Below are 22,623 nucleotides of genomic sequence, written 5' to 3' on the forward strand. Positions count from 1 at the left end.
TTATGGAAGTTATTGGTAAAGTAAAAATTATTGGAGAAGTACAAACTTTTGGTGCTAACGGATTTAGAAAAAGAGATGTAGTTGTAACTACAGATGATCAATACCCACAAATGATTAGCGTAGAATTTCATCAAGACAAAACAGATTTGTTAAACAACTATAAAGTTGGTCAAGATGTAAAAATTTCAATTAATTTAAGAGGTAGAGAGTGGATTAATCCACAAGGAGAAGCAAAATACTTTAACTCAATTGTTGGTTGGAGAATAGAAAACTTAGGTCAGTCTGCAGCACCAAGTAATTTGCCTCCTGTAGATCAGTTTGAGCCAGCATCTAAAGTTTCTGATGATGAGCCAGATGATTTACCATTCTAGATTGTTAGATTTTTAGTCAGTTAGATTTTTAGAATCTAAGAGACAAGATAAAAAAAGAGAGAATTCATTTAATGAATTCTCTCTTTTTTTTAATTAATATATTTTAGTCTTGGTTCTTGCCTCTAAAAATCTAACTGACTAAGAGTCTAAAAAAAATCTACGATTTTTTAGGCATTGGTCCACGCAAATGAATAATTAATCCGTTTAAGAAATTACGTAGAAACTGATCTCCACATTCAATATATTTAGGATGATCTTCTTTTCTGAAAATTGCACCTAATTCGCCTTTTGTAACTTTAAAATCGACCAAAGCACAAATATCTATAATATCTGTATCACGTAATTTGTGTGCTACTCTTAATTTTTTGAAAATATCGTTATTTGTTAATCCCATATTGCAAAGATAATTGTTTTAATGTACTACTTTAAAAATTGCCCAAGCATAAATTGCAAATCTTGCAAAACGAAATAATCCGAAGAAAAAAACATTTTTAAAAGGATATTTAATCATACCAGCAGTCATACAAGCAATAGAAAAAGGCAAAGGTAATAATGCACCAACTAAAACTAAAATTCCTCCCCATTTACGAGTATTGGCTAGGTTTTTTGCCATTTTAATTTCTAGATATTCTTTTATAGACTTTATTTTTAAGGCCATTCTTCCTATAAAATAAGAAATTAAACCACCTGAATAAGATAATGTTGCTAGAATAGCTAGATTTAAAATAGGTTCGTCAGTTTTTTTTGTCCAAGCAATAAAAATTTCTGGCGGAATTAATCCTAAAATAGTTTCTGAAAGAAAAAATACAGATAAAATAGAAAGCCTAGAAAAAGTTTCTGTAAAATGATGCAAACCATCATTTATATTATAAACGTATTTATTAAATAAGAAAATACCGATAATAATACCTAGAATAGGTAAAATGGCACTTTTTAGGTTTTTACCTACAAAAGAATAAAAACCAGTAATTTTATAATACTTGTGTACTAGTTGGAATTTTTTACCTTGAGATTTTTTAGGTTTTTTTCTTTTAAGCATTTTGTTGTTTTATTAATAAAACGATTTGCAAAAATACTGACAAAATTTTAATAATTTTGAGTAAAATTTTAAATAATTTATTTTTTGATTTTAACGGTTTAAGTAAAAATAGAAACTTTGATTTGGCTCACTGATAAAATAGAATTTCCTGATTACAAATACGCTACAGATGATGGTGTTTTGGCTTTGGGAGGCGATTTGTCTGAAAATCGTTTAATTTACGCTTACAAAAACGGAATTTTCCCTTGGTTTTCTGAGGATGATCCTATTGTTTGGTATTGCCCATCAGAAAGAATGGTTTTATTTCCTGAGGAGGTAAAAGTGTCTAAATCTATGCGAAAAATCATTAAAAATAATGAGTTTGTAATCACAGAAAACCAAGCATTTGAAGAGGTTATTTACAACTGTAAAAACATCAACAGAAAAGATGGTTTTGGCACTTGGATTACAGATGATATGGAACAGGCTTACATTAACTTACACAAAAGAGGAGTTGCAAAATCTATTGAGATTTGGAAAGATAAAGAATTAGTTGGTGGCTTATATGGCTTAGAAATTAACGATATTTTTTGTGGAGAGAGCATGTTTAGTAAAGTGTCTAATGCTTCTAAATTGGCATTTATTCACTTGGCAAAAAACAAAAATTATAATTTGATAGATTGCCAAATTTATAACGAACATTTAGCAAGTTTAGGTGCAAAAGAAATAGAAAGAGGTTTGTTTTTAGAAATTTTAAAAGCCTAGACTTTTTTGATAAAAAAAACAGCCATTTTCTTAAAGAAATGGCTGTAAAATTAGTTTAAAATAGTAGTTAAATCTTTCGTAAATAAATATCTCCGCTAATTGTATTTAGCTTTAAAAAAGCGGTTCCTTTGTTTATGGTAGTTACAATTTTAGAACCAAAACCTGTTTTTTTATTTTTATCAAAATTAATTTCTAAATTAGAATATACACCTCCTGTTAAGGTTTTTGCTTCCAATTTTGCATCAGCAACATAGATATCTATATCTCCACTAATGGTTTTTAGTTGCATTTCTTTAGAGTGTTTTTTTACAGTAATATTTCCGCTAATTAAATCTAGTTTTAAAGCACCAACAAAGTTTTCGGCTTCTACATCACCAGAAATACTTTTAACTTTTAGTTGCATATTATTTGGTACATAAATTATATAATTCACAATATCCTTATGTCTAGAAGTTGAGATTTCTTTGTCATCATTATTAGTATAACTTCTGTATTTTTTAAAATACTCTCCATAATTTGATACTATTTTATAAGTATCACCAATATTTTCTGATTTTAAAGAAAAATAATTATTGTGTTTATTATCATCTAAATTAACAGTTGCTTCAACAGAAATTTCATTTTTATTCCAGTTTTTTACAATAATATTATTAGCGAATTTTAAATGAACATAAACATCATTTTTATTATTACTAGATGCGTTTTCTGTAATTTTTTTTTGAGCTGATAGGTTGTTAATAGTCAATAACAATCCTATGAAGAAGTATAAACTTTTCATTATTAATGTTTTTAAATTAGATGATTTTAGTGTGTTTTAGAAGTAAAGTCTAAAGCGAATTTTCTAAGTAAATTTAGACGATATTCTTATTTTTTGCGCAAATAAATATTACCCATAGAAGATTTAATGTAGATTTTTACGCCACCATTATTTAGTTTAGAAACAATACTTTTTCTGCCACTAACATTTGGTAATCCTTTTTTCTTTGGCATATCAAAATCGAAATTTGTATAAACAGTTCCTTGTGTTTTTAACTCTAAATTTGCTTGTGTATTTGCAGGTATTGCAACATCAATTTCAGAAATAGAAGTAGAAATTGTAATTGGAGATTTTTGGCTAACTTTTACAAAATCGATATTTACTTTACCAACATTAGCATCTACAGTAATTGGTCCTGTAACGTTTTTCATTTCAATTTTACCCACGTTTGCAGAAGCTTCAACTTCGCCTGTAAAACCTTCCATATAAATAGAACCTAGGTTTTCTGCATCCACAGAAATATTGATGTTTTTTGGTAATTTTACAAACAATCCATGTCTTTGAAAGTGCGATTTTAAATCTGTAACATATAGTATATCTCCTTCTTTTGAAATTGAAAAGCCATAACCATTTGTATCGTCTTTTCCTTCAGGATAAACTGCTGTTAAGCCTTTTCTTTTATCTTCTTTTGTACTCGATTTTTCTTCAGAAAAATGATCATTATTATGTTTGTCATTATTATTACTATCTGATAGAATAAGTTCTTGTGTAGTGCCAACTTCTACTCTAATTGCTGTATCTGATGATAATACTACTTTTTTTATGCCAGTTAATGCATATTTAAAATCCTTTTTTTGTGCTGATATTATTGTGCTAACAAATAATACTAAGATGAATATTTTTTTCATGATTTACTTTGTGCTGAATTTAGTGCAGCATCTTTCTATAATAATGTTGATAAATTTAATTCTAATTGTTGTTTTACATATTGAGGAGTTTCCTCATTTTCGAGCATTTTTTCCATGGGTTTAATTGCTCTTTTTTCTTGGATTTTAGATAAAATTGTAATTACTTCTATTTGTACTATAGTACTTTTATCTGTTTCCAAACTTTTTATTAACGCATCTCTAACCAACTCTTCAGACGAAAACTTAGACAACGCTTCTGCTGCAGCTAAACGTACGTTTGTGTTTTTATCAAAAAATAATCTGTTAATTAATGCTTCAATAATTTTTGTATTTTTACTTGTAAATTCTTCTGCATTGTTTACGGCTAAAATTCGCTTGCTTGCAGAATTATCTTCTAATAAAGTTAAAACTTGTGCTGTATTTTTTTCTATTGATGATGTTTTGTTTGGTTGATATTTGCCTAACAAAAAAGCACTGATTACAATTAAAATACTGGCAGCAACTCTTAAATAAGATTTCCAATCTGTTTTTGGTTTTAACTGAACTACTTTAGGATTGTGTCTTTCTATTTCTTGTGCCAACATTTGCTCGAAATTCAACTTTAAATTGGCAGAAGGTGTTTCCATTGTATCATTATCTAAGACAGCTAAAAAAGATTTTAGTTCTGCTAATTCTTGTTGACAATTTGCACAAGTTTTTAAATGATGTTCTACCTCAGATTTTTCTATTTCAGATAAATTATCTTCTAAATAATCGTTCAGTTTATTTTCTATATCTCTACACTCCATTAGTTATTGTTTTGAAAATAGATTTCTTTTAATTTCTTTAAAGCTCTATGCACTTTTACTTTTACAGCATTTTCTGTGCTGCCAATAATTTGTGCAATTTGCTCGTATTTTATTTCTTGAAAACGATGCATAACTATTAATTCTCTATCAGAATTAGAAAGTTTAAGCAACGCTTTTTGTAAATGCTCTAACTCTTCTTGGTTGCTTTCAGAAACCAAAGTTTCGTTAGCATCTAACTTATCATCATCAATTAAATTAGAACGTTCTTTTTTTGTTTTTTGATAATGACTAGAAAATATATTGCGTGCAATAGTATATAACCAAGCTGCAAAATTTCCGTTTTTGTAAGATGTTCTGTACTTAATTACTTTTATAAAAACATCTTGTGTTAAATCTTCGCTAACCATTTTATTACAAACCATCTTATTGAAATAATTATACATACGAACATGATATCTATCAAAAAGAATCGATAATAATTCTATTTTGCCAGTTGCAATTGCTAACATAATTTCTTCGTCAGTTAATTGTTTCAAGGTTGGTTTTTGGTTGGTTTCTATAGTTAAAACCATCAATTTACAAAAAGGTTACATTTTTAATAATTTTTTTCTAAAAAGAACAAATGGTATGGATGCAGATTTGGCTATAATCCATAAAAAAACCCAAGCTATTGCTTGGGTTTTGTATCGTTTTCTAAAAGAAAAAAATTTATTTTTGCTTTGCTAATAAGTCTCTAATTTCAGCTAATAAATCTTCTTGACTTGGTCCTGCAGGAGCTGGTTCTGGAGCTGGCTCTTCTTTCTTTTTAGTTGCGTTTATTCCTTTTATCATCATAAACATAACAAAAGCTACAATTATAAAATCAATAATATTGGTAATAAACTCACCATATAAAATGGCTACTTCTCCAGTAACTTTACCAGTTGCATCTGCAACACCTTCTTTAGCAATATATTTTAATTCTTTAAAATCAGCTTTAAATATTAAGCCAATTAACGGAGAAACAATCCCTCCTGTAAATGAAGTAACTACTTGTTTAAAAGCAGCACCCATAACAAAACCTACTGCAATATCTACAAGGTTTCCCTTCATTGCAAAAGCTTTAAATTCTTTAAGCATTCCCATTTGTGTATAATTTTAGTTTACGCAAAAGTAGAAAAATAAAAACTTTAGTGATTTTTTTATTCGATAAGAGGTGTAAGTTGGGCTTTTAAGCTCCAAATTGTTAAGTTTTATAGAATATTATTTAAAATAAAAATTCTAGTTAAGATAATTATTATTTTAAAACCTTTTTAACGCGCTGAGAAATTGCAGTTAAAGTTTCATAAACAATCGTTTCAGAAATAGTTGCTATATGATTTAGCATTTTCTGATGATTAAAAATGATAACTTCATCACCTTCTTTACAATCAATTTTTGTAACATCAACCATAATCATATCCATACAAACATTACCAATAATTTTTGCTTTCTGATTATTTATTAGTACAAAACCTTTTTTATTTCCTAATTTTCTAGATAATCCATCTGCATGCCCAATAGGGATTGTTGCAGATTTTGTTGGACTTTTAGCTACAAAAGCTCTGTTGTATCCAACAGTTTCACCTGGCTGAATTAAATGAATCTGAGAAATAATAGATTTTAAGTTATGTGTGTTTTTTAATTGAGCAGTTTCTTTATCATCATTACCAAAACCATACAAACCAATACCAACTCTAACCATATCAAATTGTGCTTTAGCATAATTTATAACTCCAGAGGTATTTAAGATGTGTAATAAAGGTTCGTAACCTAGGTGTTTATAGAATTGTTGAGCTATGTATGCAAAGTTATTCAATTGATTTATAGAGAATTCCTTTTCTTCTAAATCTTCACTAGCAGCTAAATGAGAGAATATAGATTGTACTTTTACGTGATTAAAACCTTTTAAATCTGTTAAGATTTTAGGGATATCTGTATGCCAAAAACCTAACCTGTTTAAGCCTGTATTAAATTTTAAATGAATTGGATAATTCATTAAAGGCATTTCGTCTGCTAATTTTAAAAAGGCATTAAAGATTTTAAAATTGTAAAGATTTGGCTCTAATCTATAATCTACAATCGTTTTTAAATTTGGTATCTGTGGATGTAAAACTAAAATGGGTGTTTTAATTTCTGCTTCACGCAAAGCAACACCTTCTTGTGTGTATGCAACAGCAAAATAATCTACTTTATCTTCTAAAAACTTAGCAACTTGCACACCATCAGAACCATAACCAAAAGCTTTAACAACTGCTAAAATTTTGGTTTCAGGCTTTATTTTTTGTTTAAAATAGTTCAAGTTATGCACTAAGGCATTACTATCAATTTCTAAAACTGTAACGTGATTGTTCATAATCTTATATGCTAAATTAGAATCAGCACCTTTTAATCAATTTTTGAGTCATCAGTATTTATATCAGAACCTTCATTTTTTTCGACATTATTGAATTGCTCATTATCAGATTTAATAGTTGAGTTTTGTGAAGTTTCTTCCTGCTTTTTCTTAACAGCTTTATAGTAAGCAGCTCTACTTAAAGGTTCGTATTCTTGGGTTTCTCCAAGCATTACTAATTTATCATTTTGCGCTTTTCTAAAGCTATAATGTGCTAAATTTCCTGTATGTGTACAAACAGCATGTACTTTAGTTACATATTCTGCAGTAGCCATTAGGGCTGGCATTGGTCCAAAAGGATTTCCTTTAAAATCCATATCTAAACCAGCAACAATTACACGAATTCCTCTATTTGCCAAATCGTTACAAACTGCAACAATTTCATCATCAAAAAACTGAGCTTCATCAATACCAACAACATCAACATTGTTTGCTAAAAGTCTTATGTTCGATGAAACTGGCACAGGTGTAGAACGAATTCTAGAATCGTTATGAGAAACTACTTCCTCATCATCATATCTAGTGTCTACAGCAGGTTTAAAAATTTCTACTTTTTGTTTTGCAAATTGCGCACGTTTTAAACGTCTAATTAACTCTTCTGTCTTGCCAGAAAACATAGAACCACAAATTACTTCTATCCAGCCAAATTGTTCAGTATGATTTACTGTATTTTCAAGAAACATTTTGTAATTTTAAGCGTTATAATTTTATTTATTTTTAAGCAATTACAAATCTATAAATATTTAATAGCAAAAAATAATTTATGCTGAAATGATTTCAGCAACTCAAAGATAAGATATGCACAAAAAATTGGAGGCTGATTTAATCAGTTTAGCGCACAACATTTTAAAAATGAAAAACAGAGAAGATGTTTTTGCATTAAAAGAAAAATCTAAAGAAGTTTACGAAAAGCTTGCTTTACTGGCTTTTGTAGAAGAATATGTGAAAGAAACTCCGAATTTAGAAACAACTAAAGAAGATTTGTTAGATAAAGTTGAACTAGCTTTAGAAACAAAAGAAAATACGATTACAGCAGTTCATAAAACTAATAAAGAAATTATTCTTGAAGAAAAAATTGTCTATAATTTAGTTGATGAACCTAAGGTAACTGAAAAAGTAGAAATTTTTGAAGAGTTAGTAGAAGATAAAATTAAAGTAGTTCTAGAAGAAAAAGTTGAACTTAATGATGTTGTTGAGCACCCCATACAAACCAATAAAGTTGAAGAAATTATTGAACAACCTTTTGATGAGTTAGAAGAAATACTTTTTCCTAAAGATGAAGTTGAAGAAAAGTTAGAAGAAAATGAGGTTGTAAAGATTGAAGAAGAAATTATAAACGATGTTATAAAAGTAGAAGAACGTAAAACAATGTCTTTAGAAGAGGAATTACAAGATGTTATTTCTGTTGATGTTATGGCTGATTTATTCGAAAATGCACAGCCAATATCTCTAAACGATAAATTGGCAAAGAACATTCAGATTGGTTTAAATGATAGAATTGCATTTGTAAAAAACTTGTTTAATAATCAGCAAGAAGATTATAATAGAGTAGTTTCGCAATTAAATACTTTTCGATCAGAAAGTGAAGCGAAACATTTTATAAATACAATGGTAAAACCAGATTATAATTGGGATAATCAAGAGGAATTAGAAGTTCGTTTTATGGAGATAATAGAACGTAAATTTGCTTAAAAATTCGAGATTTTGAGTTTATACTCAAAATAATTGCAAACACTTTAGACTTTATCAACTGAAACCTATTTTAATTCATACTCATTTTCACAAGCGTAAAACAGGCGTTACTAGAAGCATAGAAAATGTGCTTCCTTTTTTTTCTGATGAATTTGAAACCTATGTTTATGGTTCTAATATTTCAGGAAATCATCTTACTGCTAAAAAACTAAAATCAATTTTATTTTCTGATGTTAAAACAGTAGTGCATTGCCATAGAAACAATGAAATTATGCGAATGCTTTTTTATCGTTTTTTAGGTGCAAAATTTACTTTAGTTGCAACAAGACACGCAGAAACAAAACCATCTGGTTTAACTTTATACTTATTAAAAAAAGCAGATAAAGTTATTACGCTTATAAAAAGTATGAGCGAAAATTTAGGTATTAAAAACACCATAGTTGGTCATGGAGTTAGAGTTAATGATTTTAAACCAGATGCTAATAAAAAATTAGAGAATATTTCTCAAGAAAACATCATTTTAAACGCTGGTAGAGTAAGAAAAGCAAAAGGACAATTAGTGTTATTAGAAGCTGCTAAGGTTTTAAAAAGCCATAAAAATTGGGCATTAGTAATTGTTGGACAAGTAGATAAACCTGAATTTTTAAAAGAATTAAAAGATATTGCTCAGCAACATAAAATAGAAAATCAAGTTTATTTTATAAACGAAACTAGAGATATTATTACTTATTATCAAGCTGCAAAAATAGTTGTTGCTCCTAGTTTTTCTGAAGGATTTTCTTTAGTAACAGCAGAAGCTATGAGTTGCGAATGTTCTGTAATTGCTACAAAAAATGTAGGTGTACATTCAGAATTAATCACCAATGAAAAGAGTGGATATTTATTTGAAGCAGGAAATAGTACTGAACTAGAAACCCTTTTATCAAAATCTATAACAGGCGAAATTCCACATTTAGGAAAACAAGCAAGACAAGAAATTCTACAAAATTGGAGTGCTCAAAAAGAAGCAGAAGGTTTAATGGAAGTTTATAAATCTTAGACTTAAAAAAATCTATTTTAAAAATTTTATTGTAACAAAATACTTTGGTATTCGTCTGAAAAGAAAACCAAGTATTATGAAACAAATTACAACCATTCTATGTGCATTTTTTATGATAAGTGCTGTAGCACAAGAAACTACCTTTAAAAACTTTTATAAAAAGCATAAAGAACAATCTGCTTTTTCTATTAATTTATCAGCCTCTTTTGCAGGTTCTTTTTTAGATGAAGGTGATAATGACGATTTACAAAAACTACTAAAAAAATCGGGCGATTTTAAATTAATGATTTTTAATAACGAAGACGCTTCAGTATCTAAAGACTTTAAAAAGTATATCAAAAAAAATAAATTAAAAACTATGGCACGTGTAAAAGGTGATGATGGAAAAGCCGCTTTTTATATTTTAGAAAAAAATGATATTGTAAAAGAAATCGTTTTACAAGCCAATAGCGATAATGATAAAGTTATTTTATTCGGATTAAAAACCAATTTAACTATGGATGAATTAGCAGAAATAATGTCTAATTCAGATATTAAATTTTCATCAAAATAATGAGTTAGCTTGTCATTTCAACCTTTTGTAAAAAAACTCCTAATACATTATCAATTTTTAGGTTTCTCTACAAGGTAGAAATGACATTTGCTTTTAAAGAATATCCTTTAAACTTTCAATTACTTTTTTACTATTTCCAATAAATATTTTATCATCAACAATAAAAACTGGGCGTTTTAAAAACGTATATTCATCTAGCAAAAATTGTTTATAATCAGCTTCAGTCAAATCCTGATTTTTCAAATCCATAGCTTTATACAACTTTGCACGCTTGTTAAATAAAGCCTCATAACTACCAGAAAGCACATACATTTCCTCTAATTGTTCTACAGAAATATTATTCGCTTTAATTTCTTGTCGTTCAAAACCATCTGTATTTACTTCTTTTAAAATTCTTCTACAGGTATCACAAGTTTGCAAAAAATAGACTTTCTTCATTTTTATTAAATTATATTTACAACATCAAAATTATACATAAAAAATGAATATACAGTTTGATGTTTTAAGAAAATCTAGAGAACTCGTTTTAAAAGAATTAGAAGGTTTAACTTTAGATCAAATTCACAAAATTCCAGAAGGTTTTAAAAACAATATTGCTTGGAATGTGGCTCATTTAGTAGTTACTCAACAATTGTTACATTATAAATTGTCTGGTTTAAACCCTTTGTGTCCAGATGATTTAATAGAAGCGCATAGAAAAGGAACTGCACCAACAAAAACTTTTACAGAAGAAGAATTTGAAGAAGTAAAAGATTTGTTAATAGGTTTGCCAGATACGTTGCAAGAAGATTTTGAAGCAGGTATTTTCGAGAATTACACAGAATATCCAACAAGTACAGGTTATGTTTTAAAAAACATAGAAAATGCAATTTCATTCAATAATTTTCACGAAGGCATTCATTACGGAATTATAAGATCGATAAAAAAGTTTTTATAGAAGCTATTTCCAGCTTTCAGCACTCGCTTTTTTTGGCTGAAAAAGCCAAAAAAGAGCTCAAACAAATGCTTCAATCTGGGCTAAACTAGTTTGCCAACTTTTAGATAATGTAAGAAATGAAGTTCAACACAAAAACAATTCACGGAGGTCAAAAGCACGAAGAAGCAACAGGAGCAGTAATGCCACCTGTTTTTTTAACATCTACCTACGCACAATCTAGCCCAGGAGTACATAAAGGGTATGAATATTCAAGAGGAAAAAACCCAACAAGAGCAGCATTAGAAAGTAGTTTTGCTGCCATAGAAAATGGTACTCATGGTTTTGCGTTTTCGTCTGGTTTAGCTGCAATAGATTGTGTTTTAAGAACATTAAGTCCAGGAGATGAGGTAATTGCTGGAGACGATTTATATGGTGGTACTTACAGAATGTTTACAAGATTATTTAAAAAATACGGATTAGAATTCTCTTTCGTAGATATGAATAAAGTAAACAATGTTACAGAAGCCATAACAGAAAAAACAAAATTAGCTTGGATAGAAACACCTACAAATCCATTAATGAAAATTGCAGATATCGCAGCAATTGCATCAGCAATAAAAGATGTAAATGAAGCTATTTTAGTAGCTGTAGATAATACTTTTGCAACGCCATATTTACAACAACCCTTAACTTTAGGTGCAGATATTGTTATGCATTCTGCAACAAAATATTTAGGTGGGCACTCAGATATTGTTATGGGAGCATTAATGGTAAAAGACGCAAAATTAGCAGAAGAATTGCATTTTATACAATTTGCAGCTGGTGCAATTGCAGGTCCTATGGATTCTTTTTTAGCTTTAAGAGGAGTAAAAACGTTACATATTAGAATGCAAAGACATTGCGAAAATGGTAGAGCTGTAGCTAAATTTTTAGAAAACCACCCAAAAGTAAGAGAGGTATATTATCCTGGTTTAGAAAATCATCCAAATCATGAAATTGCTAAAAAACAAATGAAAGATTTTGGAGGTATGGTTTCTTTTAGGCTTAAAGACGAAAGTAAAGCAGCTGCATTTAAGTTTTTAGAAAATACTAAAGTATTTACTTTGGCAGAATCTTTAGGAGGTGTAGAGAGTTTGGTAAATCATCCAACAACAATGACACACGCTTCTATTCCAGAACCAGAACGTTTAAAAATTGGTATTACTGATTCTTTAATTCGTTTAAGTGTGGGTATTGAAGATGAAGAAGATTTATTAGAAGATTTAGACCAAGCTTTAAATTTATAAGAACAAAAAAAAAGACCTAAACTAAAATTTAGGTCTTTTTTTTATGTAATTTTTTTTCATCAAAAAATACGCAGAAGCTCCTAAAAATGGAATTAAAAAGATGATGAAAAACCATATTTTTTTGTTGTTATCGCAGCTGAATCTTGTTCTAGAAATGTCTGATATAGCTTTAAACCATAGTGTTAAGCTCAAAATTATAAGCGCAATAATTAAAAGTGTTTTCATTTTTTTTTTAATCAATTGTAAAATTTTCAACCAAGAAAAAGTTGGCCCTTAAGTCTGCATTATTTATTTCTTTGTGATATATAATTTCTTCTGCTAATTGTTTATTAAGATAATTTCCAGTATCCCATTTGTTATTTTTGTTTGTATCTACAATTGCTCTAATAGTATATTTACTAGGTTCTAATAAATCGAAAACTACTTTGGTAGAAGTAGTAATAAATTTACGCTCTACAAGTTGTTCTTGTTTAGAGCCTGAAAGAATTTCTATAATTATGTTTTTGTTATTTACGTTATTTACGTTTAAAGTTATTCTACCATAATCTTCAATTTCTTTAGTAGAAAAATTATAATTTAACGTGTCGTTTTTTATTCCAAAAACATCATTAAAAGCCTCTGGTAGTGCTTTAAAATTGTATTTGTCTTCAGGTTTTTTATCAAAAAGAAAAGCAATTTTATTCTCTTTTTTAGAAGCTAATACTTTGTAATTTACGGCAATTGTATCTTTATCAAAAAGACTGATTTTGGTAGTATCTATCTTTACAATTGGGTTGTTACTACTTATAAAAAAGGTGTCTCTAAAATGTAGTGTATTTCTAACAGTGGTTGTTATTTCTAGAGAATCTAATTTTTTCTTTCTTAGCTTAACTGTTAAGGTGTCTAAAAACTCATTATTAGAAATTGTGAAATTTAAAGAGTCTACATCAATAGGGGTAAACCAGTAATTTAGTGTGTCTTTATCAATTCTAAATTTAGAAACACTTTTAAAAGTATCTGGTACTTTAGAGAGTAGGTTAACCTTCATGTCTTTTGCATCACCCACAAAACCAAACTCTATTTTACCTTTGGTAACTTCTTTACCTCTTTTAAACTCGTAAGGTAAATCTTCTTGAAATAAAATAATAGGTTTGGTTATAATGCTGTCTTTTGGTAATTGAAGTGTATCTGTATAAAAACCAATTTTATCTGTAACAGGATTAAAAATATAATCGTTAATTTCTTCTTTTAAAGCCACCATTAAATACTTGCCTTTTCTTAAATTGGTGAATTTAAAATTGGTTGTATCTAATGTGTTTGTAATATAATTTGGTTTCTTTTTGTAAACAATAGAATCGTTAAAAGCAGTATCTATTCTATATAACAAAACATTTACACTTTTAGGTGTTTCTTTTAATTTTGAATCTTTAATAGAGCCAGAAGTAGTTAAAGAATCTATATAGCTGCCTGTAGAAAATACATATTTAAAATTTTCTAGCTTGTTACCTTCATTATTATCTTCTACTGCATTACCAAAATTAAAAATGTAGGTAGTGTTTTGTTTTAATGTGTCTAAAATTTCGATTTTTATTTCTCTGCTTGCAGTTCCTTGAGGAGTAATTAAAGGCGGATTTTTCATTGGTGGAGATACTACCAACTGATCATTTAAATTTTTTAAGACTACAAATTCATCAAACTCAATCTTAATTTCTTTTTTATTAAAGTTGATACTTTCGTAAGGCGGATTTGCAGTTACAAATAAAGGTGCATCTTCATCTTTAGGGCCACCTTCTGGTCTTCCAGTTCTAGCACAACTTGTTGCAATAATAAGAATTAATGTAAAAAAAAGGAATTTGTAAAAAGTCTTCACTCAAATAAATTTTACACAAATTAACGATTATTTTTTGAATATAAAATCATAAAAATTATTCTGTATATGCCATTGTTAAAACGCTTATTTTACAATTTTCTGATTTCTGAAACTCTTTAGCACAAGCTTTTAATGTAGCACCTGTTGTAATTACATCATCTATTAATAATATATGCTTATTGTTAAATTGAGATGGGTTACTTAAAGAAAATTTAGTGTCTAAATTCCTAAATCGTTCAAAACGAGATTTAAAGGTTTGTGTTTTGGTTGATGAAATTCTGATTAATTCATTTTCTATTAACGGAATATTTAGATGAAAATTCAATCTTTTTCCGAATTTGGTTACTTGATTATAACCTCTTTCTCTTAATTTCTTCGGATGCAAAGGTACAGGTATTATGTAATCTACATCTTTAAATTCACTATTTTCTTTGAGAATTTCACCCAACCAATTGCCAAAGAAAACACCAATATTTTCATTGTCTTTGTATTTTAAATCATGTATTAAATTTAAGGTACTACCTTCTTTTCTATAAAATAACAAGGCATAACCTTTATCAATAGTAACAGATCCATAAAAAGTCTGTGTAACTTTATTGTTTTTATAGTCATTAAAATTTGTGAGCGGTAAATCGTGTCTGCAAAGTGTACAAATTATATTTTCATTTTCTAACAAATGCTCATCACAAACAACACATAATTTGGGGTAAAAAATATAGAATAAATCTTTTAGAATTCTCATAGCGTAAAACAATTCTTCTTAAAGATACATAAATTGTTTTTTATAGGTTTTTATGCACTGCTTTTTATTGATAAATTTCAGTAAATGTGTATTTTTGCGCTCATTATGGCAAAACAAGAAGATCAGTTTAAAAAAGTTTTATCGCACGCAAAAGAGTATGGTTATGTATTTCAGTCTTCTGAAATTTATGATGGATTAAGTGCGGTTTACGATTATGCTCAAAATGGAGTAGAGCTAAAGAAAAATATTAGAGATTATTGGTGGAAAGCAATGGTGCAAATGCACGAAAACATTGTGGGTATAGATGCAGCAATATTAATGCATCCAACAACTTGGAAAGCTTCTGGGCACGTAGATGCTTTTAATGATCCTTTAATCGATAATAAAGATTCTAAAAAACGCTACAGAGCAGATGTTTTAGTAGAAGAATTTAGAGAAAAAATAAATATAAAAATACAAAAAGATATTACCAAAGCACAAAAACGTTTTGGTGATGCTTTTAATGAGGGTGAGTTTAGAGCTACAAATCAAAATGTAATTCGTCGTCAAAAACAAATTGATGAAATTTCTGCAGAATTAACTCGCGTTCAAGAAGAAAGTGATTTAGAAGGTTTTAGAAATTTAATTTTAGATTTAGGTATTGTTTGTCCTGTTTCTGGTTCTAAAAACTGGACAGAAGTTAAACAATTTAACTTAATGTTTGGAACTAAAATAGGAGCTTCAGCAGAAAATTCTACACAAGTATATTTACGTCCAGAAACCGCTCAAGGTATTTTTGTAAACTTTTTAAACGTGCAAAAAACGGGGCGAATGAAAATTCCTTTCGGAATTGCGCAAACAGGTAAAGCCTTTAGAAACGAGATTGTTGCAAGACAATTTATTTTTAGAATGCGTGAGTTTGAACAAATGGAAATGCAATTTTTTGTAAAACCAGGTACGCAAAAAGAATGGTACGAAAACTGGAAAGAAACCCGTTTAAAATGGCATTTAAGTTTAGGAATGGGTCAAGAAAATTATCGTTTTCATGACCATGATAAATTGGCTCATTATGCAGATGCTGCAGCAGATATTGAGTTTAATTTTCCTTTTGGGTTTAAAGAATTAGAAGGAATACACTCTAGAACTGATTTCGATTTAAAAGCACATGAAGAATTTTCTGGTAAGAAATTACAATATTTTGATCATACAGAAAATAAAAGTTATGTGCCTTATGTAGTAGAAACTTCTATTGGTTTAGATAGAATGTTTTTAGCAGTTTTCTCTAACTCTTTACAAGAAGAAGCTTTAGAAAACGGAACTACAAGAACTGTATTAAAATTACCAGCAGTTTTAGCGCCATTTAAAGCAGCTGTTTTACCATTGGTTAAAAAGGATGGTTTGCCAGAAGTTGCCAAACAAATTATGGAAGACTTAAAATGGGATTTTAATGTTTTTTATGATGAAAAAGACGCAGTTGGTAAACGTTACAGAAGACAAGATGCTGCAGGAACACCTTTTTGTATTACTGTAGATCACGATTCTTTAGAAGACAATTCTGTTACCATAAGACATAGAGATACTATGGAGCAAAAGCGTGTTAAAATTTCTGATTTAAAAGAGATAATAAAAGCTGAGGTTGATGTAAAGACTTGGTTAAAAAAAATGGAAGCTTAATTTCTGAATAATATTAAAAAGAAATCCTCATCAATTTTTATATTTTGATGAGGATTTTTATTTTTTTCCTAATTGCTAACTGACTTTAAAACCTCCAACCAACATTAAATCCAATTCTTGGAACTATTACAGGAGATTCTGAACCAAATAAATTACGACCCAAACCACCATACAAATCAATTACTAGGCCTCCATTAGATATGTATTTTGCACCTACTGCAACACCTAAGGCACCATCTGTATATTCTATGTCATAAATATCAGAATCTTCAACAGATTCTTTTTTTCCAGAATTAATTCCGAAGAAACCTTCACCAAAAAAGTTCCAATTATACTCAGTTGTAAAATAATGACGGTAATAAGGAGTTATCATCATATTCTCATTGTACCTAAAATCTGCTTCTTGTTTTTCTAAATTAAACTGTACAGAAATACCAAAAGAAGATTCTTCATTTATATAGTTTTCATAAGAAAAATCTAAAGTTTTTATGATTAGAGCATCAGCAATATCTAATTTAAATTCTCTTTGAGAAAAAGTAATTGAGCTAATGAAAAGGGTAAATATTAAAATTGATTTTTTCATAAATTGTCTTTTAGTTTTTAACGATTTAATTATTAAATTTATTTTATAGATGAATGCTTTTAAAAACGATATCCAACAGAAATTCCAACTCTACCAATAGCATCATCATAACTATTTTCAGAAAAATTACGCCCCACACCTAAAACTAATTCTGTGGTAAAACCTTTTTTAGAAACAAATTTTCCTCCAATAGAAATACCTAAACCAAAGCCAGTTTCAAAGTTATCAGAATTACTATAATAGTCGTAGTGATCATAATCATCATAATAATAGTCTCTTGCAGAGTACAACATACCAAAACCTTCTACAAAAAAACCTCTTGCAAAATTGCCCGAAAAATAACGTCTGTAAAAAGGTGTAAGCGAATAATTTAAATCACTTTCGTCTCTATCTGTACTTAATGTAGCTGCAATACCATAAGAAGACTCTTCATCTATTAAACGCTCATAAGAAACATCAATCCATTTTGCAGCGATTAAAGTTAAAGCGTTAATTTTAATTTCTGTTTTTTTATTGATGTCTTGAGGGTAATTTTCTTCTTTTTCTTGTGCAAAAGCAATTGTAGTTACAAATACTAAAATAATTAAAGTAATTTTTTTCATAGTTAAGTTTTATGATTTAAGTAAACAAATTTATCAAAAACCTTACCAAGATTATTAAAAATTAGCTCTTAATTGCACACTACCTGTATGTATGGTTTTAGAGTTCTCACTTTTTCTACCTAAATAATTTAAATTTAGGTTTAAAAAAGCGTTTAGTTTTCGGTTAAATAGTAAGCTCCAAGTATAGTTTTTACCAGCTTGCAAACCTTCTAACATTTGGTAGGCAACAGGTGTGTTTGCGTCTCCTGTAAAATCATTTAAAAAGACATTTATGTTCGCAGATATTTGATTTTTCTTTTTGCTGATGTAAAAATACTCTACTCCAAATTTTTGTTGATGTAAAGTTTCGAAATCTTCTAATTTGTTTTGTTTGTTTTTAAAGTGATAAAATGCAGAAAATCGATTGTTTTCATTGTATAAAAAACTAATTTTTGGCTGAACTTCATTTGCATTAATTTCGTAGTTTCTGTTTGTGAAATTTTCAGTTTCTAAAGTGTTCAATGATGTTTTTGTCATTAAATCTATTAACCAGAAATCAGCAAATTTATGGCTATAATCTAATTGATGAAGGTTTATGTTATTTTCTTGATTACCAATAAAATATTGCTGTTTTAATTTTGAATTCCCATAAGTGAAAGTCATACTATGTTTTTGTAAATCTTTGTTGTAGTACAAACTATTTCTGATATTTAAATTCAAACCAATTAATGAATTCTCATTAAAATCAAAAGGATTTAATTGAAACGAATTTGCAGTTCTTTCTTGTTCATTTTCTACAGATAAATAACTCTGATTATAAAAGTGAGAAATTAGTTTTTTAAAACCTGTTTTTGTTGCCCAATTTCTTGGATTTAAGGTAATAGTTTGATTCCATTTTGCACGTTGAGTAGCAATAAAACTTAAATTAGGTTTTGGTAAACGTAAATAATTGGCTTGGTCTTGAAATTGAGCAATTTCGAATTCATTAAAATCTTTAATTCCGTCGTTATTATAATCAATCCAAGTATAAAAACCCAAACCAGGTTCAGTCTGAACATAAATATAATCTTGTTGAGCTACATTACCAGAAGAAGTTTCATAAACTGTACTTAAATTGATAAAATTATTGAATAATTTTTGACTAAAAACGACTCTTGAGTTTAGTGCTTTTTCATCATCAGAAAAATTATTTTCTGTAATTCTATAATTAGCATACACACTTAAATTGGTGTTTTTATTTTTGATGAGTTTACTATTAATATAAATTGTTTTTCTGTTATTAATTTCTGCAAACTGATTCGATTTTATACTGTCGTTGTTTCTAAAATTATAACCAATTTTCGCAAATATTTTTGTAGAATCACCAACACCAAAATAACCTTCATATTCTTTAAAACGATGACTTGTATTTATAAATTGATTGGTTGTTACGTCTTTTCTAGAATTGGTTTCGAAATTGATAAAAGTACCCAACCAAGATTTTTTAAATGAATGTTCTGCCTTTGCTTGAGCTCTAAAAAATGAATTGTCTTCTATATTAGAAGTGTTAGATAAAAAGCTTCCGTCAACAAAAAAACTAGTTTTATTAGCTTTAATTTTTGATTTTAATTGATGTTTAGTTCCTTTAAAACCATTGTTGTAAGTTAAATTATAAAATTGATAACTAAGATAATCTTCTTTTTTATTGGTTAGATTTAATAGAGATTGAAAATAGTTTTTAGTAGCATTATTGCTTAAAATATTCCAATCTCTATTAAATTCTACAGGTTCATAACCTTGCTCAGAATAAAAGTTTTCTTGTGCATATTCGTGACTAATTTTACTGGTTAATTTCCAGCTTTTATCAATTAAAGTTTGCTCCCAATTTAGTTTTGTTGCAACTGCAATATTGTTTTCATCATCTACAGCAGAATACAAGTTGGCATCTCTATTACTTATTGCAATTTCAGTGTCTAAAGTGGTTTTTTTAGAAGTATTTAAAGCAGATTTTACAATAAATAATTGCGATTTTGTAGGTGCAACCAACTTTGTAATTGGGCTATAATCACCCAAATTTGTGCCCACAAAACTAAAAATACTTCCTGTTGCAATGGTATCATCTAAAGCATAATCTCCATTATTAGTACCAACATTTGTAAAAGTTACAGTGTATAATTCGTCATTTTCATTGGTAGAATATTCAAAATATTCTTGTAGGCCATTAGTTACTTTTTTGTAGAGAATTTTGTTTTCATCATACACATCTAAAAAAGCACTTTCAGAAAACATAGCAGCTTCATTATTACCAGCATTGGCTAAAATTTCTTTTTGTTCTGTAGATAAACTCTGTTGTAGAGGTTGATTTTTAGCATCATTTTCAGAATAAAAATAACCAGCAAGACTAAATCTTTCTCCTTTATATTCGGCTTTATCGTAGGTAATAAAACGTGTGTAATTTCTTTCTGCGTATTGAAAATCTATCCAAATTCGCATATCATTTGTAATAGGATATGTAGTATTGAAAGATATTTCACCCAAATTATAATTGATGGTATAATCTTCGTTTTCACCCCTTTTTATTAAAGAACCATTTACATAAACCTGTTCTGAACCTTCTATCATTAAAATAACAGATTCATTATTTGCACCGTAAATTTTATAAGGTCCTTGGTTGCCTTCTACACCTGTAAAATTAAAAGTGTTGAATTTACCTCTAACCACAGCTCCAGATGCAGCCACTTTTAAATTGTCGTTTACATTGGCTTCTACTTCCAAACCAGAAACTTGTTTTGCGAACGGAAAGAAGAAAGTTTCTGTGTTTTTAAGTGATAAATCTCCTGCTCTAACACGCCAATTATCAGTAAACATTTCTATAAAAATACGATCAAAATCGGTTAAGTTTTGAGATACTCCATTATTTTGAACAGGAATATTAGTATCAAAAATATTTGCTCTTAAAGTTACTTCTTTAGAAAGTTTACCAGATATTTCTAAATCTAGCGCAGAATTAGTTACCGCATTTTGATTGTTCCCAGAAGTTAAACCCCTTGCTATAAAACCTTTGGTTTGTAAACCATCAAAAAGTTTAACATCTGATTTGTTTTTGTTAGTAGTTAAACTGTATAATTTACCTTGATTTGTATTGTTTTGTAAGATGAGTTTTTCATCAAAAGGAGTATAGATTTTGGTTATAAAATCGGGTAATCTAAAATATTCAACTGTAATTTTTTTGTATTTTTTTTGGTTGATAATTAAGATGGCTTTGCTAAAGTTGATGTTGTAATTCTTAGAAGGAATTAGGAGTTGTTTATCATCAAAAATTTTAAATTCTTGCGGATTTAAAGCCACAGAATCTAATTGAATGGTGTCTTGTTTTACCTCAATAATTTTCTTTCTATAATCTGTAGATTTAGTTTGACTCTGAATTGATAATCCAAAGAAAAGGATAAAATAAAAGAATATTTTTTTAAACATAGAAACTATAAGAAGCTAACGTAAAAATATGTTTTTATGTTTTAAGAAAATAAAATTAAAAAAGAGATTGTTGTTTTACAGGGTTTTCGTGAGCTAACAACCATTTTTTACGCCAAATTCCGCCTGCATAACCTGTTAAAGAACCATCAGAACCAATTACTCTATGGCAAGGAATTACAATCCAAAGTGGGTTTTTTCCATTTGCTGAAGCTACTGCTCTTATGGCTTTTATATCGCCTAAAAATTTACTTTGTTGTAAATAGGTTCTTGTTTTTCCATAAGGAATATCTAATAAGGCTTTCCAAACTTTTTTCTGAAAAGAAGTTCCTTTAGGATTTACAGTTAAGTTAAAACTGGCTCTTTCTCCCTTAAAATATTCTTCTAATTGTGTGACGCAATCTTGCAAAACCTCAGGAATTTCTGTTTTTAAAAGCTCTATAGAAATTGAATCATCATCTAAAACTTTAATAGATTGAATTCCGTTTTTGTCGCCAATAATTTCAGCAATACCAATTGGTGTTTTGTAGTATGTGGTTTGTGAATTCAATTATAAATTATATTTTTTTCTTAATTCTTTGGCTTCTTTATCCGATGAATAATTCATCATTAATAAGCCTTCTGTGCTGTTAATTTCTCCTTCTTTTATTTTAGAGGCCATAAAATTTCTTGATTCTATGGTCTTTTTAAAATCATCACTAAAAATAGAAATTAACTTTTTAATATTTATTTTCGTAAACTTATTTTTGATGATTTGACTCGCAAGAAAATAATTTAAAGTTGTTATTTCTCTTTCAGAGTTTATCAGAATTCTTTTTTTAATTTTTTCTGTATCAGTTTTTATAGTAATAAAATTATCTGTTCCTGATTTTAATCCAGATCCGAATTCATTATGATGTTTTAATTCTCCTCTATATTCTGTAATACTAAGATTTAAATATGTAACTGAGTTGAAATGAATATTTTTTGAGTTGTTAATGATAAATTCGTCTTCCGTAATTTTTAAAAAACCTGTATTTATAATTTTAATATTCTCTTTAGAAAATTTCAAAATGAAAAATGAAAAAATTAATATTAAACCAGAAATAAAAATTAATGAAGAGAAAATAGTATCTATTATTTCTATGGATAAATATTCATTATTTAAACTTACCATAGCAATACTAACTACAAGAATTCCTAGACTTAATGTTAAATATGTTATTGGATGATCAAAGGACCAAAAGTTAGATTTTATTTCAACAGTGTTTAAAGTCATA

At 28.3% G+C, this 22,623-nt stretch carries 25 protein-coding genes; 8 read left to right on the forward strand and 17 right to left on the reverse strand.

Annotated features, from left to right (window positions below; all coding sequences use genetic code 11):
• Nucleotides 1-2: 2 nt before the first annotated feature.
• Nucleotides 3-371, forward strand: a complete 369-nt coding sequence (locus KO506_RS02210) for a DUF3127 domain-containing protein (RefSeq protein ID WP_068356955.1) — start codon at nucleotides 3-5, stop codon at nucleotides 369-371.
• 157 nt (nucleotides 372-528) lie between these two features.
• Here KO506_RS02210 and KO506_RS02215 read toward each other — a convergent pair whose 3' ends face one another.
• Both KO506_RS02215 and KO506_RS02220 read right to left on the reverse strand, forming a co-directional pair.
• A complete protein-coding gene (locus KO506_RS02215; RefSeq protein ID WP_215993267.1) occupies nucleotides 529-765 on the reverse strand; it encodes a DUF1456 family protein in 237 nt (78 codons plus the stop codon).
• Nucleotides 766-783: 18 nt separating this feature from the next.
• Nucleotides 784-1,410: a YqaA family protein gene (locus KO506_RS02220; RefSeq protein ID WP_215993268.1), complete on the reverse strand. Its 627-nt coding sequence runs from the start codon at nucleotides 1,408-1,410 to the stop codon at nucleotides 784-786.
• Between the two features lie 117 nt (nucleotides 1,411-1,527).
• On the opposite strand from KO506_RS02220, the gene aat reads away from it, so the two are divergent.
• The gene (gene aat / locus KO506_RS02225) at nucleotides 1,528-2,154 is read left to right on the forward strand and encodes a leucyl/phenylalanyl-tRNA--protein transferase (RefSeq protein WP_215993269.1); all 627 of its coding nucleotides are present in this window, start codon (nucleotides 1,528-1,530) and stop codon (nucleotides 2,152-2,154) included.
• 67 nt (nucleotides 2,155-2,221) lie between these two features.
• Here the strand turns inward: aat and KO506_RS02230 are convergent, their stop codons facing one another.
• The 7 genes from KO506_RS02230 to KO506_RS02260 all read right to left on the reverse strand — a co-directional run bounded on the left by KO506_RS02230 (nucleotide 2,222) and on the right by KO506_RS02260 (nucleotide 7,703).
• Nucleotides 2,222-2,932, reverse strand: a complete 711-nt coding sequence (locus KO506_RS02230) for a DUF4097 family beta strand repeat-containing protein (protein WP_215993270.1) — start codon at nucleotides 2,930-2,932, stop codon at nucleotides 2,222-2,224.
• An 86-nt stretch (nucleotides 2,933-3,018) separates the two neighbouring features.
• Nucleotides 3,019-3,819: a hypothetical protein gene (locus tag KO506_RS02235; protein ID WP_215993271.1), complete on the reverse strand. Its 801-nt coding sequence runs from the start codon at nucleotides 3,817-3,819 to the stop codon at nucleotides 3,019-3,021.
• A gap of 35 nt (nucleotides 3,820-3,854) precedes the next feature.
• On the reverse strand, nucleotides 3,855-4,607 hold the full coding sequence (locus KO506_RS02240; RefSeq protein WP_215993346.1) for a HEAT repeat domain-containing protein: 753 nt from the start codon (nucleotides 4,605-4,607) through the stop codon (nucleotides 3,855-3,857).
• Nucleotides 4,607-5,143, reverse strand: coding sequence for an RNA polymerase sigma factor (locus KO506_RS02245; RefSeq protein ID WP_215993272.1), 537 nt, complete (start codon nucleotides 5,141-5,143; stop codon nucleotides 4,607-4,609). The genes KO506_RS02240 and KO506_RS02245 overlap by 1 nt, the downstream gene beginning before the upstream one ends.
• 172 nt (nucleotides 5,144-5,315) lie before the next feature.
• Nucleotides 5,316-5,726, reverse strand: a complete 411-nt coding sequence (gene mscL, locus KO506_RS02250; protein WP_215993347.1) for a large-conductance mechanosensitive channel protein MscL — start codon at nucleotides 5,724-5,726, stop codon at nucleotides 5,316-5,318.
• A 157-nt stretch (nucleotides 5,727-5,883) separates the two neighbouring features.
• Nucleotides 5,884-6,981, reverse strand: coding sequence for an alanine racemase (gene alr, locus KO506_RS02255; protein ID WP_215993273.1), 1,098 nt, complete (start codon nucleotides 6,979-6,981; stop codon nucleotides 5,884-5,886).
• A 32-nt stretch (nucleotides 6,982-7,013) separates the two neighbouring features.
• A complete protein-coding gene (locus KO506_RS02260) occupies nucleotides 7,014-7,703 on the reverse strand; it encodes a thymidine kinase (protein WP_215993274.1) in 690 nt (229 codons plus the stop codon).
• A gap of 169 nt (nucleotides 7,704-7,872) precedes the next feature.
• Between KO506_RS02260 and KO506_RS02265 the strand changes: the two genes are divergently transcribed.
• The 3 genes from KO506_RS02265 (at nucleotide 7,873) to KO506_RS02275 (ending at nucleotide 10,304) form a co-directional block, all read left to right on the forward strand.
• The gene (locus tag KO506_RS02265; RefSeq protein ID WP_252726754.1) at nucleotides 7,873-8,712 is read left to right on the forward strand and encodes a hypothetical protein; all 840 of its coding nucleotides are present in this window, start codon (nucleotides 7,873-7,875) and stop codon (nucleotides 8,710-8,712) included.
• A 127-nt stretch (nucleotides 8,713-8,839) separates the two neighbouring features.
• Entirely contained in the window at nucleotides 8,840-9,751 is a 912-nt protein-coding gene (locus KO506_RS02270; RefSeq protein ID WP_303435793.1) for a glycosyltransferase family 4 protein, read from the forward strand.
• Nucleotides 9,752-9,827: 76 nt separating this feature from the next.
• Entirely contained in the window at nucleotides 9,828-10,304 is a 477-nt protein-coding gene (locus KO506_RS02275) for a DUF4252 domain-containing protein (protein ID WP_215993276.1), read from the forward strand.
• Nucleotides 10,305-10,397: 93 nt separating this feature from the next.
• Here the strand turns inward: KO506_RS02275 and KO506_RS02280 are convergent, their stop codons facing one another.
• Complete coding sequence (locus KO506_RS02280; RefSeq protein WP_215993277.1) at nucleotides 10,398-10,742, reverse strand: arsenate reductase family protein; 345 nt, start codon at nucleotides 10,740-10,742, stop codon at nucleotides 10,398-10,400.
• Nucleotides 10,743-10,785: 43 nt separating this feature from the next.
• Between KO506_RS02280 and KO506_RS02285 the strand changes: the two genes are divergently transcribed.
• Together KO506_RS02285 and KO506_RS02290 are read left to right on the forward strand one after the other, a co-directional pair.
• Entirely contained in the window at nucleotides 10,786-11,241 is a 456-nt protein-coding gene (locus KO506_RS02285; RefSeq protein WP_215993278.1) for a DinB family protein, read from the forward strand.
• Between the two features lie 116 nt (nucleotides 11,242-11,357).
• On the forward strand, nucleotides 11,358-12,506 hold the full coding sequence (locus KO506_RS02290; RefSeq protein WP_215993279.1) for a cystathionine gamma-synthase: 1,149 nt from the start codon (nucleotides 11,358-11,360) through the stop codon (nucleotides 12,504-12,506).
• Nucleotides 12,507-12,738: 232 nt separating this feature from the next.
• Here KO506_RS02290 and KO506_RS02300 read toward each other — a convergent pair whose 3' ends face one another.
• Together KO506_RS02300 and KO506_RS02305 are read right to left on the reverse strand one after the other, a co-directional pair.
• Nucleotides 12,739-14,355 carry an Ig-like domain-containing protein gene (locus KO506_RS02300; protein ID WP_215993281.1) on the reverse strand — a complete coding sequence of 539 codons (1,617 nt, stop codon included), beginning with the start codon at nucleotides 14,353-14,355 and terminating at the stop codon, nucleotides 12,739-12,741.
• 55 nt (nucleotides 14,356-14,410) lie between these two features.
• Nucleotides 14,411-15,097 carry a ComF family protein gene (locus KO506_RS02305; RefSeq protein ID WP_215993282.1) on the reverse strand — a complete coding sequence of 229 codons (687 nt, stop codon included), beginning with the start codon at nucleotides 15,095-15,097 and terminating at the stop codon, nucleotides 14,411-14,413.
• A 105-nt stretch (nucleotides 15,098-15,202) separates the two neighbouring features.
• Between KO506_RS02305 and KO506_RS02310 the strand changes: the two genes are divergently transcribed.
• Complete coding sequence (locus KO506_RS02310) at nucleotides 15,203-16,750, forward strand: glycine--tRNA ligase (RefSeq protein ID WP_215993283.1); 1,548 nt, start codon at nucleotides 15,203-15,205, stop codon at nucleotides 16,748-16,750.
• 85 nt (nucleotides 16,751-16,835) lie between these two features.
• Here KO506_RS02310 and KO506_RS02315 read toward each other — a convergent pair whose 3' ends face one another.
• From KO506_RS02315 to KO506_RS02335, 5 genes are read right to left on the reverse strand one after another with little or no spacing between them, the layout of a single operon-like run.
• The gene (locus KO506_RS02315; protein ID WP_215993284.1) at nucleotides 16,836-17,333 is read right to left on the reverse strand and encodes a DUF3575 domain-containing protein; all 498 of its coding nucleotides are present in this window, start codon (nucleotides 17,331-17,333) and stop codon (nucleotides 16,836-16,838) included.
• Between the two features lie 59 nt (nucleotides 17,334-17,392).
• Nucleotides 17,393-17,935, reverse strand: coding sequence for a DUF3575 domain-containing protein (locus KO506_RS02320; protein ID WP_215993285.1), 543 nt, complete (start codon nucleotides 17,933-17,935; stop codon nucleotides 17,393-17,395).
• Between the two features lie 54 nt (nucleotides 17,936-17,989).
• A complete protein-coding gene (locus KO506_RS02325; RefSeq protein ID WP_215993286.1) occupies nucleotides 17,990-21,367 on the reverse strand; it encodes a hypothetical protein in 3,378 nt (1,125 codons plus the stop codon).
• Nucleotides 21,368-21,422: 55 nt separating this feature from the next.
• On the reverse strand, nucleotides 21,423-21,914 hold the full coding sequence (locus KO506_RS02330; RefSeq protein ID WP_215993287.1) for a methylated-DNA--[protein]-cysteine S-methyltransferase: 492 nt from the start codon (nucleotides 21,912-21,914) through the stop codon (nucleotides 21,423-21,425).
• Nucleotides 21,915-22,622, reverse strand: a complete 708-nt coding sequence (locus tag KO506_RS02335) for a hypothetical protein (RefSeq protein WP_215993288.1) — start codon at nucleotides 22,620-22,622, stop codon at nucleotides 21,915-21,917. It lies immediately after the preceding gene.
• Nucleotide 22,623 lies beyond the last annotated feature (1 nt).

It is taken from the genome of Polaribacter vadi, assembly GCF_018861005.1.
Classification (GTDB): domain Bacteria; phylum Bacteroidota; class Bacteroidia; order Flavobacteriales; family Flavobacteriaceae; genus Polaribacter; species Polaribacter vadi_A.